This is a genomic window from Streptomyces sp. cmx-18-6, assembly GCF_046548915.1.
Taxonomy (GTDB): Bacteria; Actinomycetota; Actinomycetes; order Streptomycetales; family Streptomycetaceae; genus Streptomyces.
The window spans coordinates 1-16,064 of sequence record NZ_JAEBEP010000023.1 but is presented as its reverse complement, the minus strand read 5'-3'; the positions used below and the strand labels follow the sequence as shown (position 1 = coordinate 16,064).

16 protein-coding genes and 1 pseudogene are annotated in these 16,064 nt (G+C 67.9%); 14 read left to right on the top strand and 3 right to left on the bottom strand.

Annotated elements, in window-relative coordinates:
* The first annotated feature begins 6 nt into the window (after positions 1–6).
* The 13 genes from ACLJPL_RS32935 (at position 7) to ACLJPL_RS32875 (ending at position 11,797) form a co-directional block, all read left to right on the top strand.
* Positions 7–1,725, top strand: a complete 1,719-nt coding sequence (locus ACLJPL_RS32935) for a carbamoyltransferase (protein ID WP_411084619.1) — start codon at positions 7–9, stop codon at positions 1,723–1,725.
* Positions 1,722–2,774 carry a hypothetical protein gene (locus tag ACLJPL_RS32930; protein WP_411084618.1) on the top strand — a complete coding sequence of 351 codons (1,053 nt, stop codon included), beginning with the start codon at positions 1,722–1,724 and terminating at the stop codon, positions 2,772–2,774. Before ACLJPL_RS32935 ends, ACLJPL_RS32930 begins: the two co-directional genes overlap by 4 nt.
* Before the next feature lie 96 nt (positions 2,775–2,870).
* Complete coding sequence (locus ACLJPL_RS32925; RefSeq protein ID WP_411084617.1) at positions 2,871–3,380, top strand: topology modulation protein; 510 nt, start codon at positions 2,871–2,873, stop codon at positions 3,378–3,380.
* Positions 3,381–3,411: 31 nt separating this feature from the next.
* The gene (locus ACLJPL_RS32920) at positions 3,412–4,263 is read left to right on the top strand and encodes a class I SAM-dependent methyltransferase (RefSeq protein WP_411084616.1); all 852 of its coding nucleotides are present in this window, start codon (positions 3,412–3,414) and stop codon (positions 4,261–4,263) included.
* Positions 4,260–5,018: a phosphotransferase gene (locus ACLJPL_RS32915; protein ID WP_411084615.1), complete on the top strand. Its 759-nt coding sequence runs from the start codon at positions 4,260–4,262 to the stop codon at positions 5,016–5,018. Before ACLJPL_RS32920 ends, ACLJPL_RS32915 begins: the two co-directional genes overlap by 4 nt.
* On the top strand, positions 5,015–5,671 hold the full coding sequence (locus tag ACLJPL_RS32910) for a histidine phosphatase family protein (RefSeq protein ID WP_411084614.1): 657 nt from the start codon (positions 5,015–5,017) through the stop codon (positions 5,669–5,671). The genes ACLJPL_RS32915 and ACLJPL_RS32910 overlap by 4 nt, the downstream gene beginning before the upstream one ends.
* Entirely contained in the window at positions 5,668–6,504 is an 837-nt protein-coding gene (locus ACLJPL_RS32905) for an aminoglycoside phosphotransferase (RefSeq protein ID WP_411084613.1), read from the top strand. The genes ACLJPL_RS32910 and ACLJPL_RS32905 overlap by 4 nt, the downstream gene beginning before the upstream one ends.
* 82 nt (positions 6,505–6,586) lie before the next feature.
* On the top strand, positions 6,587–7,537 hold the full coding sequence (locus tag ACLJPL_RS32900; protein ID WP_411084612.1) for an NAD-dependent epimerase/dehydratase family protein: 951 nt from the start codon (positions 6,587–6,589) through the stop codon (positions 7,535–7,537).
* Positions 7,538–7,568: 31 nt separating this feature from the next.
* Positions 7,569–8,690, top strand: a complete 1,122-nt coding sequence (locus ACLJPL_RS32895; RefSeq protein ID WP_411084611.1) for an adenosylhomocysteinase — start codon at positions 7,569–7,571, stop codon at positions 8,688–8,690.
* Entirely contained in the window at positions 8,687–9,253 is a 567-nt protein-coding gene (locus tag ACLJPL_RS32890) for an NUDIX hydrolase (RefSeq protein WP_411084610.1), read from the top strand. The genes ACLJPL_RS32895 and ACLJPL_RS32890 overlap by 4 nt, the downstream gene beginning before the upstream one ends.
* Before the next feature lie 31 nt (positions 9,254–9,284).
* Positions 9,285–10,046, top strand: coding sequence for a 3-deoxy-manno-octulosonate cytidylyltransferase (locus ACLJPL_RS32885; protein ID WP_411084609.1), 762 nt, complete (start codon positions 9,285–9,287; stop codon positions 10,044–10,046).
* A gap of 204 nt (positions 10,047–10,250) precedes the next feature.
* Positions 10,251–10,916, top strand: a complete 666-nt coding sequence (locus tag ACLJPL_RS32880; RefSeq protein WP_411084664.1) for a class I SAM-dependent methyltransferase — start codon at positions 10,251–10,253, stop codon at positions 10,914–10,916.
* Positions 10,913–11,797, top strand: coding sequence for a protein kinase domain-containing protein (locus tag ACLJPL_RS32875; protein WP_411084608.1), 885 nt, complete (start codon positions 10,913–10,915; stop codon positions 11,795–11,797). Before ACLJPL_RS32880 ends, ACLJPL_RS32875 begins: the two co-directional genes overlap by 4 nt.
* A 273-nt stretch (positions 11,798–12,070) precedes the next feature.
* Here the strand turns inward: ACLJPL_RS32875 and ltrA are convergent.
* The 3 genes and pseudogenes from ltrA to ACLJPL_RS32860 all read right to left on the bottom strand — a co-directional run bounded on the left by ltrA (position 12,071) and on the right by ACLJPL_RS32860 (position 15,321).
* Positions 12,071–13,872 (bottom strand): annotated as a pseudogene (ltrA, locus tag ACLJPL_RS32870) (group II intron reverse transcriptase/maturase).
* 541 nt (positions 13,873–14,413) lie between these two features.
* The gene (locus ACLJPL_RS32865; RefSeq protein ID WP_411084607.1) at positions 14,414–14,920 is read right to left on the bottom strand and encodes a transposase; all 507 of its coding nucleotides are present in this window, start codon (positions 14,918–14,920) and stop codon (positions 14,414–14,416) included.
* Positions 14,827–15,321, bottom strand: coding sequence for an IS5 family transposase (locus ACLJPL_RS32860; RefSeq protein WP_411084663.1), 495 nt, complete (start codon positions 15,319–15,321; stop codon positions 14,827–14,829). The genes ACLJPL_RS32865 and ACLJPL_RS32860 overlap by 94 nt, the downstream gene beginning before the upstream one ends.
* Before the next feature lie 189 nt (positions 15,322–15,510).
* Here ACLJPL_RS32860 and ACLJPL_RS32855 point away from each other — a divergent pair, with 189 nt between their 5' ends.
* Positions 15,511–15,825, top strand: a complete 315-nt coding sequence (locus ACLJPL_RS32855) for a DUF1330 domain-containing protein (RefSeq protein ID WP_406144524.1) — start codon at positions 15,511–15,513, stop codon at positions 15,823–15,825.
* The last annotated feature ends 239 nt before the right edge of the window (positions 15,826–16,064 follow it).

The window sequence follows — 16,064 nt, the reverse complement described above, 5'->3', positions numbered from 1 at the left end:
GCCGCCATGAAGCGCACCCTCTCCGTCGTCCTCGGCCTGTGCTCGTACACCCACGACTCCTCGGCCGCCCTTCTCGTGGACGGTGAACTCGTCGGCTTCGTCGAGGAGGAACGCCTCTCCGAGCAGAAGCACACCAAGCTCTACCCGGCTCGCGCCGTGGGCTGGCTCCTCGACCAGGCCAAGCTGAGCGCCAGCGACGTGGACGCCGTCGCTTACAACTTCCAGCCCGTCCGCTACCTCGCCGAGTCGCCCGTCGCCCTGCGCATGGCGCTCTCGTCGGCCACGCGCGACCGCAGCCTGGCTCGCGCCCACGGGTTCGCCAAGGTCGCCCTGCGCACCCGGCGGCGGCTGCGCGTCCTCGGCAGCCAGTTCCCCTCGGCCCGCGTCACACCGGTCCTGCACCACCGAGCCCACCAGCTCACGGCCTACGCCGCCTCCGGCTGGGACGAAGCGGCCGTACTCGTCGTCGACAGCCTCGGCGAGCGGCAGACCACCACGATCGCTCACGGCCACGGCGTTCAGCACCCCCGCGTCCACACCCTGGAAGCGATTAACGACCCGGCCTCCCTCGGCTACGTGTACGGCGCCGTCACCGAGCACCTGGGCTGGCGGCGGGGCGACGAGGAAGGCACCGTCATGGCTCTGGCCGCCCTCGGCGACCCAGCCCGCTTCCGGCACCTGTTCAGCACGGCCGTCCGCACGACGGCCACGGGGTTTCGCATCCACCCCGGCTACTTCCCGACGCGCACCCTCACCTCGGGATACCCGAGAACATCCCGGAGGTTCGTCGCCGAGACCTGCCCCGAGCGGCACCCGAGCGAGCCGCTCACCGACGTCCACCGAGACCTGGCGGCTGCCCTTCAGGAGCGGACCGAGCAGGTGATGGTTCACCTTGCCCGCCGCGCCCGTGTGCTCACCGGCTCCCGGCTCCTGTGCGTGGGCGGCGGCGTCGCCACGAACTGCGTGAGCATCGGGAAGATCATCGAAGCCGGCATCTTCGACGAGGTATTCGTCCCGCCGGCACCGGGCGACGCCGGAACCGCGATCGGGGCCGCGCTCGCCGTCCACGTCGACGCGCGCACGCCTCGCCCGGTCGCCGGCATCGCCCGCCACTGTTACCTGGGCCCCTCCTACGAGGACCAGCCCCTCGACCTGACCCCCTGGCCCGGCCTCCACCAGAAGACCCTCGGCATCGAGACCGCCGAGTTCCTCGCCGACCAGCTCGCCCACGGCGTGATCGCCGGACTCTTCCAGGGAGGGGTCGAAGCCGGGCCGCGTGCCCTGGGCAACCGCTCGATCCTCGCCTCCCCGCTGGAGCCCGGCGTCGTCGAGCGGCTCAACGCCACCGTGAAGTTTCGCGAGCCGTTCCGGCCCTTCGCCCCCATGGTCCCCGCCGAGCGCGCCGCCGAGTTCTTCACCCTCGGCCAGCCGGCCCCATACATGTCCATGGCCTCCGGGGTTACGGACCTGACGCGCGAGCGGGTGCCGGCCATCGTGCACGCCAACGGCACCTCCCGCCTGCAGACCGTCACCCGGTCGCAGAACCCGTTCATGCACGCGGTGCTGACCGCCTTCGGTCGCCGCACCGGCATCCCCGTGCTGATCAACACTTCCCTCAACGTCAAGGGCAAGCCGATCTGCGGGACACCCGAGATGGCCCTGGACTGCCTTGCCAACTCCGGCCTCGACGCCCTGCTCCTTGAAGGGCGGTGGATCACGAAATGAAGATCGGGTACAGCTTCTGGGGCTTTCTCGGCAACGGCGTCACCGACACCCCCGACGGAGGCCGCAGCCACCGCCGCCCCTTTATCGACGCCCTCCTTGCCCGCGGTCACGAGATCGTCTTCCTCCAGCCCGACCGTGACCGCCTCGAAGCCGGTGACGACCGCGGCGGCGCGTACACCTTCGACGACGGCTTGCCCGGCATCGACGCTCTGTTCCTGGAGTGGCGCTGGGCGATCCCCGACCGCAACACCACCGTGTGCGGCAGCGAGGGGCACACCTGCGACCTCCACCGGCAGGCACAGCTCATCAACCACTACACGGTCCGGTCCCAGACGCCCACCGTCATCTGGGACAAGGACCGCACCCTGCGCGCCGAGAGCGTGTGGCGCCGTACGGCCCACACCCGCGTCTGCGAGGCCGCGCTCACCCCGACGCTCGGCGCGCACTCGCTGCTCTTCCCCGTCGCCGAAGACCTCCTCGCCCAGGCTGATCCCCTCACCCTGGCGGCGCGGCCCCGGGATCTCGCGCTCGGCTACGTGGGCAACCAGTACGACCGCGATGAGCCCTTCGACCGCTTCTTCGCCCCGGCAGCCGCCTGCGTCGAGCACCTGGTCGCCGGGAAGTGGGCGAAGACTGGCCGCTGGCCGCACGTCCGCTTCGCGGGCCGGATCCCGTTCGAGGACGCCGCCGGTGTCTACGGCCGGTCCCTGGCCACGGTGCTCATGCTGCCCGAGCGGTACGCCGCCGTCGGGCAGATGACCCAGCGCATCTTCGAGGCCGTGCTCGCTGGCTGCCTGCCGCTGGCCCCGGCGGACATCCGCTTCGCCGACCGGTTCGTCCCGAAGGAACTGGTCGTGCGCTCCGGCAACGACGTCCTCGAACGCCTCTCCTACCTGCGCGAGATCGCCGGCACCGAGCAGCACGCCGCCCTGATCGCCGCGTGCGTGGACCGACTGCGTCTATTCGGCCTGTGCCGGCAGGTCAACACCCTGGAGTCCGTCCTGCACGGCCTCCTCCAGACCACGGCCACCGAGCGGGGAGCTGCCTGATGCAGACCGCTCGATCGACCACGGCGCGCGGACCCTCCGGGCCTCTCCCGGAGGATGGGTCCGCCGGACACCCGAACCTCTCTACGCTGGAGCACCATGAAGAAGGTCGCCATCGCTGGCTGCGGAGGCAGCGGCAAATCCCACGTGGCCCGCGAACTGGGCAGGATCCTCGACGCTCCGGTGACGCACCTGGACGCCGCGTTCTACGACGACGAGTGGAACGCGTTGCCCATGGACGAGTTCACCGACGTCCAGCGCGAGCTGGTCGCGCAGCCGCGGTGGGTGATCGACGGCAACTACAACTCGACGCTGCAGGTACGGCTCGAAGCCTGCGACACGGTGGTCCTGATGGACGTGTCGACCGTGGCGGCGCTGTACGGGATCTTCTCCCGGCAGATCCGGCACGGGGCCGGGCACAAGGGCAACGGGGTGCACAACCGCATCCACTGGGGCGTGATCAAGTACGTCGCCACGTACCGGCGCAAGATGCGACCCCGCGTGATGGCGAAGATCGAGGAGTTCGGCTCCGGTGCCGATGTGGTGCTGCTGGCCAGTCGGCGTCAGACGCGCCGCTGGCTGCGGAAGGTAGCCGCCGAGCAGTCCTGACCGGCCCGCGCCCCCGGCCAGGAGGTGCGGCATGAACGAGCCCAACCCGTTCCTGGACCCCGCCCGACAGTCGGAGCTGTACGGACACGCCTCTCGGCTGGCCGGGCGCACCAGCGCCCTGATGCGCGCCAAGACCGCCGGCCACCCGGTGCCCGAGACGATCGTCAGCCTGGTGCAGACCCATCACGCCCGGCCCGACCGGCTCGGCGTGGTGCTCGACATCGGCTGCGGTCGTGGCACGAGCAGCCGCGTCATCGCCGAGCAGCTCCGTCCCGAGCGCCTCGTCGGGCTGGACGCCGCCCCCTCCCTGCTCGCCCAGGCCCGCGAGCGCGCCAAGGGCCTGCCCGACAGCACGGTGGACTTCGTCGAAGGCGACTTCCACGACCTCCCTCTGCCCGACGGGTCGAGCGACATCGTCGTCGCGGCGTTCTGCCTCTACCACTCGCCGCGCCCCCAGGACGTCGTCGGACAGATCGCCAGGGTCCTCGCCCCCGGTGGTGTGGCCGTGCTCGTCACCAAGGGCCTCGACAGCTACCGAGAGATGGACCAGCTGGTCGCCTCCGCCGACCTCGATCCGCGTGCCGCCCAGCACGAGAGCCTCTACACCGCAGCCCACAGCGGCAACCTCGCCGACGTGGCCGCCTCCTCTCTCGACGTGATCGCCGCCCTGGACGAGGAACACGTCTTCACCTTCGACGGCCACGACCACACGGCGCAGTACCTGGCCACCAACCCCAAGTACGACCTGGCGCCCGGCCTATACGGCAACCCCGGTGCCCTGGCGGCGACCCTGCACGAGTTCCTTCCCGACCAGCCGCTGACCACCCGGTCCCGGATCACCTTCGTCGTCGCCCAGCCGAAGGAGGGAGGAGAGCCGGCATGAGCCCCGCCTCGTTCACCAAGCACTACGCGGAACCGGAACGCGCGGCGGGGGCGGTGCGCCACTACCGGTGGCTCACCGCGCACGCCAAGCCTCTGCGGCAGCCGGCCCTTCACACTGCCGGACCGCGGTTCCTGACGTTCGAACGGATCGAGGGCCGCCCCGTACGTCCCGAGGACCTCCCTCGCGTGGCGGAACTGCTCGGCCACGCCCACGGTGCCGCCTGGGCCAGCGACCTGCACTCCGCGTCGCTGGACACCACGCACAACTTCGAGGACGGCACGCAGTTCGACGACTACCTCGGGCCCCGGAAGATCGCTCTACGGCGACGCCACGAGCAGGGCTACCTGCCCAACAAGACGGCCCTACACGCGATGCTCGGCCTGCTACAGGCGACCGCCGAGGGCCCGTGCGCCTTCTACAAGGACAGCAACCCGCGGAACTTCATTATCACCGCGCAAGACATCGTCGCCGTCGACACCGACGACTTGTCCCTCGCCCCGCTGGGCTACGACCTCGCCAAGCTCGTCGCGACGCTCCACCTGACCTACGGGCCGCTCACGGACCAAGCCGTTACCACCGCCCTGCTCGCGTACAACGCGGCAGCCCGACGCTACGACGCCCGGCTGGGCACGACGGACCGGGGCCAGCTCGACAGCTTCCTGGGCCTGCACGCCGTGCTCACCGCCCCGTACGTCGGCCGCAACGGCTACCACTACAGCCTGCCCCTCCGCTTCACGCACCGAGGAGCCTCATGATCACCACCGAACTCGTCTTCGTCCGGCACGGCCAGGCCCAGTGCAACGCCGACGGCCTCGTCGGGGGCCCGCGCACCTGCACCGGCCTGACCAACCTCGGTTACGCCCAAGCCGAACAGGCCGCACGCCGCCTGGCCACCGAGCACCTGAAGAAGCCCTTCGACGTCATCTACACCGGCCTGCGGATCCGCCTCGTCCAGACCGGCGAGATCATCGCCCAGACTCTCCAGATCCCCGTACACCACGACGACCGACTCGACGGACCGGTCCACGGCGACGCCGACGGCAGGCCCTGGGACGCGGTGAAGACGGCCGCCGACGGCGGGCCGCACGCCCACCCCGACACGCCCTGGGCCAACGGCTCCGACACCTGGAACGGGTACCTGGAGCGCGCCGGCAGGAACCTGAGCCAGCTCATCAAGGAGAACCACGGCAAGCGCGTCGTCTTCGCCGCCCACGGGGAGACGGTGATCACCGCCCACACCCTGCTGCTCGGCATCCCGATCGGCTCGCCGTCCGGGTTCACCCACAACCACGCCTCCATCACCCGCTGGCAGCACCACCGCAACCGCCTGGGCCAGACCCGCTGGATGCTCGACCGGCACAACGACACCGAGCACCTCAGTCTCCTCACTCCGGAGCCGACTCCGTGATCGCGACCGCGGACGACCCCCGGATACGACTGGCGCACCATCTCCTCGGCGCAGTCGACATCGCAGCGGACCCCGCGCTCCCGCCCCGCGTGGTGCGCCTGGTGGCCGGGGACGGGCGTCAGTTCATCGCGAAGCAGCACGCGGAGCGAGACCGGTACGCCGGAGAACTCCACGCCTATAGGGCGTGGGTCCGCCATCTGACCGGTCACGCGCCGGAGTTGGTCGGCCGGGATGACGCCACCCGCACCCTGCTGCTCACCGCACTCGCAGGCGACCGCGCGGACACCGTCGCTCCCGGCTCGCCCGAGGAGGAACTGGCCCACCACGAAGCCGGGCATGTGCTGGGCAAGCTGCACCGGGCCACCGCCATGCCCCAGGGCGGAGCAGTCGGTGCCTCGCTCGCCGAGCGGTTCCAGCGGTGGATCGACCGGGCCGCCCACGCCGACCTGCTCGACGCGGCCGAGGAGAACCTGCTGAAGCACCACGCGGCGATCTTGGGCGCCAGCTACATGGACAGCGCGATCTGCCACCTCGACTACCAGCCGCGCAACTGGCTGCTCGGCAACACCTTCGGCATCTACGACTTCGAGCACATGCGACGCGACGCCCGCGTCCGCGACTTCGCCCGGCTCGAATTCCGACGCTGGCAGGCCGCACCCCACCTCCGCACCGCCTTCTTCCACGGCTACGGGCGCCCGCCGAACGACACCGAACGACGCCTCCTGGAGTCCTTCGGCGCCATCGAGGCGGCCACAGCCCTGGTCAAGGGCCACAAAGAGAACGACGCCGCCCTCAGCGCGCACGGCAGAACCGTCCTGTCCCGGCTCACCTGACCTACCCCTTCGACGACACCTCTCTGGAGATCCCCGTGCCACAGCACGAACAGCCCCCGACCAGCGCTGCCCCCGACGGGCCGTGGTGACCGGCTCCGCCGGATTCATCGGCTCCCACCTCGCCCACGCCCTCGTCCAGGCCGGCACCACCGTGATCGGCGTGGACCGCCGAGATCCGTCCACCGACCCGACGGCCGCCGCCAACCTCACCGCGCTGCGAGGACGCCAGGGATACCACCACGTCACGGCCGACCTCCTCCACTGCGCCATCGACCCGCTCCTGATCGACGCCGACGCGGTCTTCCACCTCGCCGGCATCCCCGGCGTACGGCCCTCCTGGGGACCGCAGTTCGGCGACTACCTCGCGTCCAACGTGCTGGCCACCCACCGCGTCCTCGAAGCCTCCACCCGGATCGGCGTCCCCCGACTGGTCGTCGCCTCCTCCTCCAGCGTCTACGGTCCGACCGACGGCGACGCGAGCCTTGAGACCGACCGCCCTAATCCCGCCTCCCCGTACGCCGTGACCAAGCTGGCCGAGGAGCAGCTCTGCCTCGCCTACGCCGAGCGCCCCGCCGGCCCCAGCGTCGTCGCCCTGCGGTACTTCAGCGTCTACGGCCCCCGGCAGCGCGCCGACATGTTAACCCATCGCGCCCTGTATGCCGCCCTGACCGGACAGCCCCTGCGCCTGTACGGAGACGGCCACCAGCGCCGCGACTTCACCTACATCGACGACGTGGTCGCCGCCACGATCGCCGCCGGCGTCGTCCCGAACGCTCACGGCCCCATCAACGTCGGCGGCGGCTCGAACGCATCGCTGCTGGACGTGATCGACGTCGCGAACAGCCTCACCGGTCGCGAGATCCAGCTCCACCAGGATCACGTGCGCAACGGGGATGTCCTGCTCACGCGCGCAGACCCCGGCCGCGCGGGAGAGGTCCTCGGCTGGCAGCCGCGCGTCGACCTCCACAGCGGACTGCGCGCGCACATGCAGGCTCTGGCCGCCCCGGTGCCGGACTTCAGCCGGGCCGCGTAGCCCTACGCCTCGAAACTCGAGAGGAATGCTCATGGAAACCCCCGAGCGAGCACGGCTGGACGCCTTCTTCCGGAGGATCACCGCGCAGTTCCCCGCTGGGCAGGCGATCACGACGCTGGTCATCACCCACCTGCTCCCGGAACGCCCCGCGTTCCTGCACGCCATGACCGCGGTGTCCACGATCGGCGCCGTCCTCCCCAAGCCCCGGTCAATCCACCAGCCGACCCTCGACACCGTCCGCCACACCCTGCCGGTCCACGACCTGAGCCGGGAGCGGTTCACCGACGAGACCCAGGCCCTGCACTACCTGGAGGACACGGCTGGCGGCCAGGACGTCGTCCTGGCCGACATCGGCGGGTACTTCGCGCCCAGCCTCGACACCCTCGTGAACAAGTTCTCCGGCCGCATCCTCGGCGTCGTCGAGGACACCGAGAACGGACACCAGCGGTACGCAGCACTCGGCTCGCTGCCGTGCCCGGTCGTGTCCGTGGCCCGCTCACCGCTCAAGGACTGCGAGGACCACCTCGTCGGCCGGTCCATCGTGTTCTCCACCGACGCCCTCGTCCGCGCCCGCGGGGACATCCTCACGAGCCGCAGCGCCTGCGTCATCGGCTTCGGCAAGATCGGCCGCTCGATTGCGCAGACCCTGCGCGCCCAGGACCTGCGCGTCACCGTGTACGACAACGACGCGGTCAAGCGGGTACAGGCACACGCCCTCGGCTTCCGCACCAGCTCGTCCACCACCGAGGCCGTCCACAACGCGGAACTCGTCCTGTGCGCTACCGGCAATCTCGCCCTCCGGCACGAGGATTTCGCCGCCCTACGCAACGGCGCATACCTCGGATCGGTGACCTCCTCCGAGGACGAACTCGAACTCAGCAGCCTTGATGACCTCTACGAACGCCAGCCCGTCGGACCCCAGTTGACCCGATACGAGGTCACTGGCCACTACTTCTACGTCCTCGCCGACGGGGGTGCCGTCAACTTCGTGCACGGCGCCGCCGTCGGCACCTACATCTACCTCGTCCAGGCCGAAATACTCGCCGCCACCGCCGCACTCAGCCACGCGCGATTCCAGCCCGGACTGCACGAGATGCCGGCGGCCGACCGCGACACCATCGCCAGAACCTGGCTCCGCCACTTCGAAAGGTGACCTCGTTGCCTCCCTCCACCGAACACATCCGCACCGTCACGGAGGCGTACCTCGCCCGCCACCCGGACGAGCGCGCCTCCCTGACGATGCTGTTCGCCGCGCTCGCCGGCGCGGACGATCCCACCAGCCGCAAGACCTTCCCCGCCCACGTCACCTGCAGCGCCATCCTCATCAACGATGAACGGCACGTGCTCCACATCCTGCACAAGGCATCCCGGAAACTGCTGGCGCCCGGCGGGCACAACGAACCGTCCGACCAGCTCCTGCGCGACGCCGCCCTGCGCGAACTGCACGAGGAGGCCGGCATCCCGCCCACCGCCGTCGTCCCCCTCGCCGGCCACGAGGACATCCCCCTCGACATCGACGTGCACACGATCGACGCGAACCCGTCGAAGAACGAGCCGGCCCACCACCACGTGGACTTCCGCTGGGCCTTCCACCTCGGGGCCGATCACGCGGTGACGCTGCAGGAGGAGGAGGAGGAGGTCGACGGCTACCAGTGGCGGCCGTTCGCGACCACCGCCTCACCCACCGTCCGCGCCAAGCTCGCCCAGCTCACCTGAAGCCCCCGAATCCGAATACCAGGAGGACGCCGTGGCCGCCACCACAGCCCGACCGACCGACGCCGATCGGCGTCGGCACATCGCCGTCATACCCTGCCGATGGGGTGCCTCCCGCTTCCCCGGCAAACCACTGGCCCTCCTCGGCGGCAAGCCGCTGCTCTGGCACGTCCACCAGCGCTGCCTGGAGGCCAAACGCCTCGACGGAGCCATCGTCGCGACAGACGACGAACGCATCGAAGCAGCGTGCCGCGAACTCGGCATCGACAGCATCCGTACCGGGGAGCACCTCACCGGAACCGACCGCGTCGCGGAGGTCACCGAACGCCTGCCAGCCGACGGGTACATCAACGTCCAGGGCGACGAGCCGTTCATCTCGCCGACCGCCATCAACGACGTCTCCGAGGCCCTGGAATTCGCTCCGCCCGGCACCTTCGCCGTGAACGCCTACACCGAGCTGGTCGATGTCGGCGCCGTCCTGGACCACAACGTCGTCAAGGTCGTGGTCACGGCCCGCAGCGAGGCCCTCATGTTCTCGCGCCAGCCCATCCCGTACCCCAGGGGCGACCGGCCGAAGTACCTGCGCCAACTGGGCCTCTACGGCTTCACCGGCGAGGCTCTCCAGCACTTCCGGCGGCTCCAGCAGGGGCCCTTGGAACGTGCCGAGGGAGTGGAGATGCTGCGCTTCATCGAACACGGCCACACCGTACGGATGATCCCCGTCGAGGACGACGGAGTAGCCGTAGACACACCAGAGGATCTCGCGCGGGCCAGCGGCCTGCTGGCCAATACGTAGCCCCCGCACCGCGAACCCTCCGCCTAAATCCAACTCATTCCGCAATAGATCTGACCATGAACCGCAGGGCAGATCATGGAAGACCTGCACCAGTAAGCTGCCCGCTGGGATCAGTGGGCGCCGTACTACGACGAGGACACCCGCAACCAGGACCCGAGCCGCGCCGCTGCCGGCCTCTCCGACCTCGCCGGAGACGGCGCAGCCCTGGAACTGGGCATTGGGGCCGGCCGCATCGCCTTCCCGCTGGCCGAGTGGGGGACGGCCGTCTTCGGTCTTGACGCCTCCCCGGAGATGATCCGTCTCCTCGAAGAGCGCCAAAAGAAGATTCCCGAGGAGCGTTCGCCGGTCCAGGCGCGGATCGGCAACATGGCTCGATTCGATCTCGGTACGCACTACCCGCTTGTCTACGTCATCGCGAGCACGTTCTTCCTGCTCACGGAGCAAGAGGACCAGGTCAGCTGCTTCCGCAGCGCGGCCCGGCACCTCACTCCGCAGGGTCGGTTCGTTGTTGAAGCCGCCGTCCCGCACGCCTCGGGTATGGCCTCCGAACGCCAGCAGATGATCGTCCGCGAGATGAGCGAGGACCACCTGAAGTGGTCCGCGTTCGTCCATGATCCGGTTCGCCAGATCGTCCGTGCACAGGAAGTACGAGTCGGCCCCGATGGGTACCGCCTGCTGCCGAACGTCATGCGCTTCGCCTATCCCGCCGAGCTGGACCCGATGGCGCAGCTCGCCGGGATGCGTCTGGAACGGCGGACCGCCGACTGGGAGGGCTCTGCGTTCACCGCGACCAGTACGCACCATGTGTCCGTCTATAGTCTCGACTCAGCCGACAACGGCACCTCACCGCCCACCGGAGCGTCAGCATGACCGTCCCTCCGCAGCTCCTCGCCGATGCCTTCGGTGACCACGATGCGCAGACCACCCTCGTGGTCGACCGGCGCGGCACCGCGCTGTGGCGCGTGGATCTCCACGACGGCACCCAGTACGCCCTGAAGATCACCACGGCGTGCACCGACCCCCAGGGGCACGTCGACTCCGAGCACCTGGCGCTCGTCGAGGCCCAGCTACTTCAGCACTTGGACCGCGACGGTGTGATCACCGGCCTCTACCACCGCCACGGGCAGCACCCGGAGAGGGTCGGCAGCTGGCTGACGCTGAGCTGGCTGCCCGGCGAGGAAGCAGACACCGCGTTCGCGAAGCTGCGCGCGGACCCCGACGACCGGGGCGCCGCGGTTCATGCGGCAGCGATGGCGGGCGCTGTCGCTGATCTTCATGACCGGGGGTGGCGGCACGGCGATATGCAGGAGGCCCACTTCCTGCTTGGCGATGGTCGCGCGTACCTGCTCGACTTCGCCATGGCGCAGCCCCCGGACCCGGCCGACGCGCCGCCGGTCGTCATCTACCGGGGGCAGTACGACTTCTTCAACTCTCCGGAGCTGGCAGCCCGCCGACTGGCCACCAAGCCGTCCGAGAGCCTGGAGCTGACCACCGCCTCGGAGGTGTGGTCCCTGTGCGCGACGATCTTCGCCTGCTGGACCGGCGTCTACCCGATCAGTGAGAAGGACACCCAGCTCAGCACCCCGGCCCTCCGTGCCGAGCTTGCGCGTGGCCGCTGCCGAGACCTCGCCAGCATCCGGCCATGGCCCTTCCCGGCGTTCGAGGACATCGTCATGACGGGTCTGAGCATCGACCCGGCCAAGCGGCCGACCGCCCGGCAGCTCCAGCACATGTTCGAGGAGCTGATGTAGCCCCTCACCGGCGGGCCCGCCGGAAGCCGGTTGCTCGGCGGGCCGACGGACAGCTAGGGCCATTCGTTTGGATCAGTGGGCAGACCACAGAAAGATGCCTGCGATGTGGAGTGCGGCGAGATAGATGGTCGCGGTCTTCTCGTAGCGGGTGGCGATGCCTCGCCACTGGTCGGGTAGCCGGGTCATGTTGCCATGACCCGGCTCCCTCAGAACCGGGCATGCCTGTTTCCAAGCACCACGGCTCAAGCAAGCCCAAACGCAACACAGAATCTACTATTTGTTGCTGCCATCTCGCGCATGAAGCTGCTGATGACATTCGGAATGAACGAGTCGAAGATTCCTGACTTCATCAGATCCGCCGTCTCGCCGGTAGGCGAAGTGGTGTTTATGCAACCGCTTCTTCATCGCGTCGAACCAGTCGATCCACTCACGTGGGCTTTCCGGCTCGTATTCCGCACCAACGATGAGCGCCTGACCGCAGAGCCGACAGAGTCCTTTCTGACGGGCTGCCAGAGTAAGGCTGATCCTGTCCATCGGCGGAGGTGTGCGCGTCCTGCGACGCTGACTCCAGTAGTCACCGAGCGCGGGATCGTCAGGAGACGACTTTCCCTTGACTAGCTGATGCCTTCTGATGTTGGTCCAGGCGAACTTGGGAAGATGTGCACCTGTAGTGCGGTCACCGAAGACCCAGTTATTGTTCTTGGACCGGTTGAGTCTGCCGAAGTACTTATTAACGATCCAGTGCTTCGACTTCTTCGGGTGGGTGCGCTTGGCCCACTTGTAGGTGAGCGTCCACACGTAACTGTCCAGCGCTGAGAACGTTTTGCTGGACACCACCGTCCGGTAGTACGCAGACCAGCCCTTGACGATCGGGGAGAGCCTGCGGAGTACGACTGTGATGCTCTGTCCGAGAAGAGCCTGCATCTCGGACCGCAGTCGATTCCGGATTCTCTTCACCGCATCCTTGCTGGGCGTAATGATCAGGATGTCGCCATGACGTCGGACGTTGAAGCCGAGGAAATCGAACCCTTCAGAAAGGTGAAGGATTCGCGTCTTCTCGTCATTGAATCGAAGACCTCGGGGTTCAAGCCAGGCGCCAAGTCGCGATTTGACCGTCTCAGCCTCCTCCTTGCTCGTGCAGAACACGGCAAAGTCGTCGGCGTAACGCACCAGGATCGGCGTCCCTTTCGCGGCCCACATCACTGTTCCTTTGCGGGTTGCGAACCGAACGCCTGCGGCTTCCTCCATTCCGTGAAGTGCAATGTTGAGCAACAAGGGGCTGATCACTCCGCCTTGAGGTGTTCCCTCGTCGGTGCGAGTGAAGCGTCCGTTGTCAACCACGCCCGCCTTCAGCCACTACCGGACGAGTTCCCTGGCGGGGAAGCCGCCGACGCCGCTGAGCAGGTGGTCGTGGTCGATGCGGTCGAACGCTGCGGCCAGGTCGGCGTCGAGTACCCACTGACGCTCGGCCGTCTTGCCCTTCGCGGTGCTGAAGATCGCCTGGATGGCGTCGTGGCATCCGCGCCCCGGTCGAAATCCGTAGGACCGTGATTCGAACCGGGCTTCCCACTCGGGCTCCAGTGCGTTCTTTACGCGTGCCTGGTTTACTCGGTCGCGCATGACTGGGATGCCGAGCGGGCGTTGCTTTCCATTGCTCTTCGGGATGTAGACCCGCTTGACGGGCCTGGCTCTCCAGGGCTGGCTTTGCTGGTCGATGTCGACCGCCATGCGAGCTCGCGCCTGGGGGGTGAGTGCTCGTTCCTTGTCGATGCCTGCCGTCTTTCGGCCCTTGCTCTGCTGTGTCACCCGCTTCACGCTCACGAGCGTGTTACTGCGGCTCCGCAGCATGAGCTTTTGCAGATTGCGGACCTTCTTGAGGCCCCCTTCCTGTGTCGCTTTGAAGATCCGTTGTCTCAGACGCCGTACGTTTCCCTCAGCGCTGGCCCAGTCGATGCAGTGCCAGTCCAGTGGTTCGCCCTGCGGTCCGTTCACTCGGGAGGTGCGGCCGGCAGAAAGCACCGTCTGTCGCATGTCCCTCCTCTGCGTCTAACTTGTCCGGCAGGTTCTGGTGTCATTACTCGGGATGATTCAAAAGCTCACCCGGCCCACGTGGGCACCCTTTCGGGTCAGGTCATCAAGACCTGTATCCGGCAAGTTATGGCCTGGATTGAAGGATTCCAGGATTTTCCTCTGACCTTTCGATCCACCGGCGTTCGCTTCTTGGGCCATCCTGTTCCCGCTGGAGAGTTGGGCCTTCCTTGCGGTCGGCTTACCGGGCAAGCCCGGACTCCAACGGGGTTTCCACGTTCCACACACGTAAGTTGCGGCTGGGGTGGGTGCCCCCTCTATCCCGGAACCGGCGGTGTCCTCCTCCCGACTTGAAATCCCCGGGAGTCGCCTGGCGTATTCCAGCGCCGGGTTCTGTAGCCGCTGATTGCGAACCATCGGGCGGCTTCAACCTTACGAGACATCAACGGGGGTTCACGCGGTTCACCCGTCCAGCCTTTCCCTCGCCTGTCGTTCCCCGATGGCCAGGGAACCCTTGGGCTTGAACGCTCAGCTTCACACCCCGCTGTTACCGGCGACGCATGTGAGCGCGGGAACGGATTGCGGACACTAATCCGGGGTCAGCACATGTCTCCTTCCTTCGTGGCTTTCCCACTTAACGTGTGCGACTTCGTGTCGCACTTTCAGTCGGTTGATCGCACGTTCGACGGTGTTGCGCTTCTTGTAGCAGCCTGGTCGAATTCGGGTGGCCGCCCGCCGCGTGATCCCTTGCGCAGGCTGGGCGGCCTGGCTGTCGGTCTTCTCCGGGATCGTGTGCCGGATGCCGCGGCGCCGCAGGTAATCGCGGCACGGACCATTGCTGTAAGCCTTGTCCGCAGCAACGCTGTCGGGCTTCTTGCGTGGCCTGCCCGGCCCCGGTCTCGGGACGCGGATCTTCTCCAGGACCGGCTCGAACTGCGTGCAGTCCGCCCGCTGACCTGGTGTGACGATCAAGGAGAGTGGGCGGCAACGGCCGTCCGCGCTCAGGTGGAGCTTGGTGGCGAACCCGCCGCGCGAGCGCCCCAAGCCCTCGCCTCCAGCACCACCTCCACCAGCCGGGCGACGAGGCTTTGCCACGGTCTCTCGTGCTGGTGTTCTTCTGACGCGTCCCCCTTTGAGGCGGGGACCGGCGGTGGGCCGGTGCGGGCGCCCGCCGCGTGCTGATGCGCCCGAACGATGGTGGAGTCGACTGAGATGTCCCAGTCGATCTCACCCGCGGCGTCGGCCGCTGCCTGGACCTGCTGGAGAAGGTGCTCCCAGGTTCCGTCGGCCGACCACAGACGGTGGGGTTCATAGACGGTCTTCCACGGCCCGAACCGTTCGGGCAGGTCACGCCAGTGAACACCGGTCCGAACCCGGTACAGAATCCCGTCGATCACCTGCCGATGATCCCTCCACCTGCCACAACGCCTGTTGCTGACCGGCAGGAACGGCCGCAGCCGTTCCCACTCGGCATCACTCAGATCACCCCGCCCCATGACCACGTCAACGACCCGGTCAGGGAGTAGTCACATGATCGGCCGGGCAAGTCCTAAACGCTTCACGGCAGTGGGCGGACACTCCTCTTCTGCCCGGCGGCGGTGCCCTCGCTGCCGAGCAGGGCAGCGAGGGTCAATAGTCTCTACCGTGACGTCAGTACACGCCGTGCCCAACGAACGGGGAATCCCATGCCCGCTTACGTCATTGTCAACGTCGATGTGCTCGACGAGGAGGTTGGACTGGCCTACGCACCTGTGGCTCAGATGTCCATCCTCACCTACGGCGGCCGTTACCTGGTCGCGGGCTCCACGCCCAAGCCCGTCGAAGGCACCTGGGACTCCTCCCGGTTCATGGTCATCGAGTTTCCCGACATGGACCGGATCCGGGAGTGGTACGACTCCCCCGAGTACCGGCAGGCCCGTGAGATACGAGAGGGCAAGGCTCAGGTGGGGATGCTGTTCGTGGATGGTGTGCCGCCTGAGGGCTTCTCCCTCCCGGCCTAGCTAGCTGTGCTGTTGGTGCGGTAACCAAAGAAGGTTGCCGGGAAAAGCTCGCGGCGTCCGACGCGTCGCACCGGACGCCCAGGGTTGATTCGCCAAGATCGACCGGACAGGGCCTAGGTGTGTTGTCCCGGGACGTTGGTGACACGCGTGCTGGGTTCTTGAAATGGGTGAGGGCCTCCGGGTTCGGTGTGGATTGCGACATCTCCACCGAGATCAGGAGGCCCTCGTGGTCCACCGTA

Coding starts and splice junctions, on each gene's coding strand:
- ACLJPL_RS32935 (WP_411084619.1), top strand. CDS start 7: ATGAAGCGCACCCTCTCCGTCGTCCTCGGCCTGTGCTCGTACACCCAC.
- ACLJPL_RS32930 (WP_411084618.1), top strand. CDS start 1,722: ATGAAGATCGGGTACAGCTTCTGGGGCTTTCTCGGCAACGGCGTCACC.
- ACLJPL_RS32925 (WP_411084617.1), top strand. CDS start 2,871: ATGAAGAAGGTCGCCATCGCTGGCTGCGGAGGCAGCGGCAAATCCCAC.
- ACLJPL_RS32920 (WP_411084616.1), top strand. CDS start 3,412: ATGAACGAGCCCAACCCGTTCCTGGACCCCGCCCGACAGTCGGAGCTG.
- ACLJPL_RS32915 (WP_411084615.1), top strand. CDS start 4,260: ATGAGCCCCGCCTCGTTCACCAAGCACTACGCGGAACCGGAACGCGCG.
- ACLJPL_RS32910 (WP_411084614.1), top strand. CDS start 5,015: ATGATCACCACCGAACTCGTCTTCGTCCGGCACGGCCAGGCCCAGTGC.
- ACLJPL_RS32895 (WP_411084611.1), top strand. CDS start 7,569: ATGGAAACCCCCGAGCGAGCACGGCTGGACGCCTTCTTCCGGAGGATC.
- ACLJPL_RS32875 (WP_411084608.1), top strand. CDS start 10,913: ATGACCGTCCCTCCGCAGCTCCTCGCCGATGCCTTCGGTGACCACGAT.
- ACLJPL_RS32860 (WP_411084663.1), bottom strand. CDS start 15,321: ATGGGGCGGGGTGATCTGAGTGATGCCGAGTGGGAACGGCTGCGGCCG.
- ACLJPL_RS32855 (WP_406144524.1), top strand. CDS start 15,511: ATGCCCGCTTACGTCATTGTCAACGTCGATGTGCTCGACGAGGAGGTT.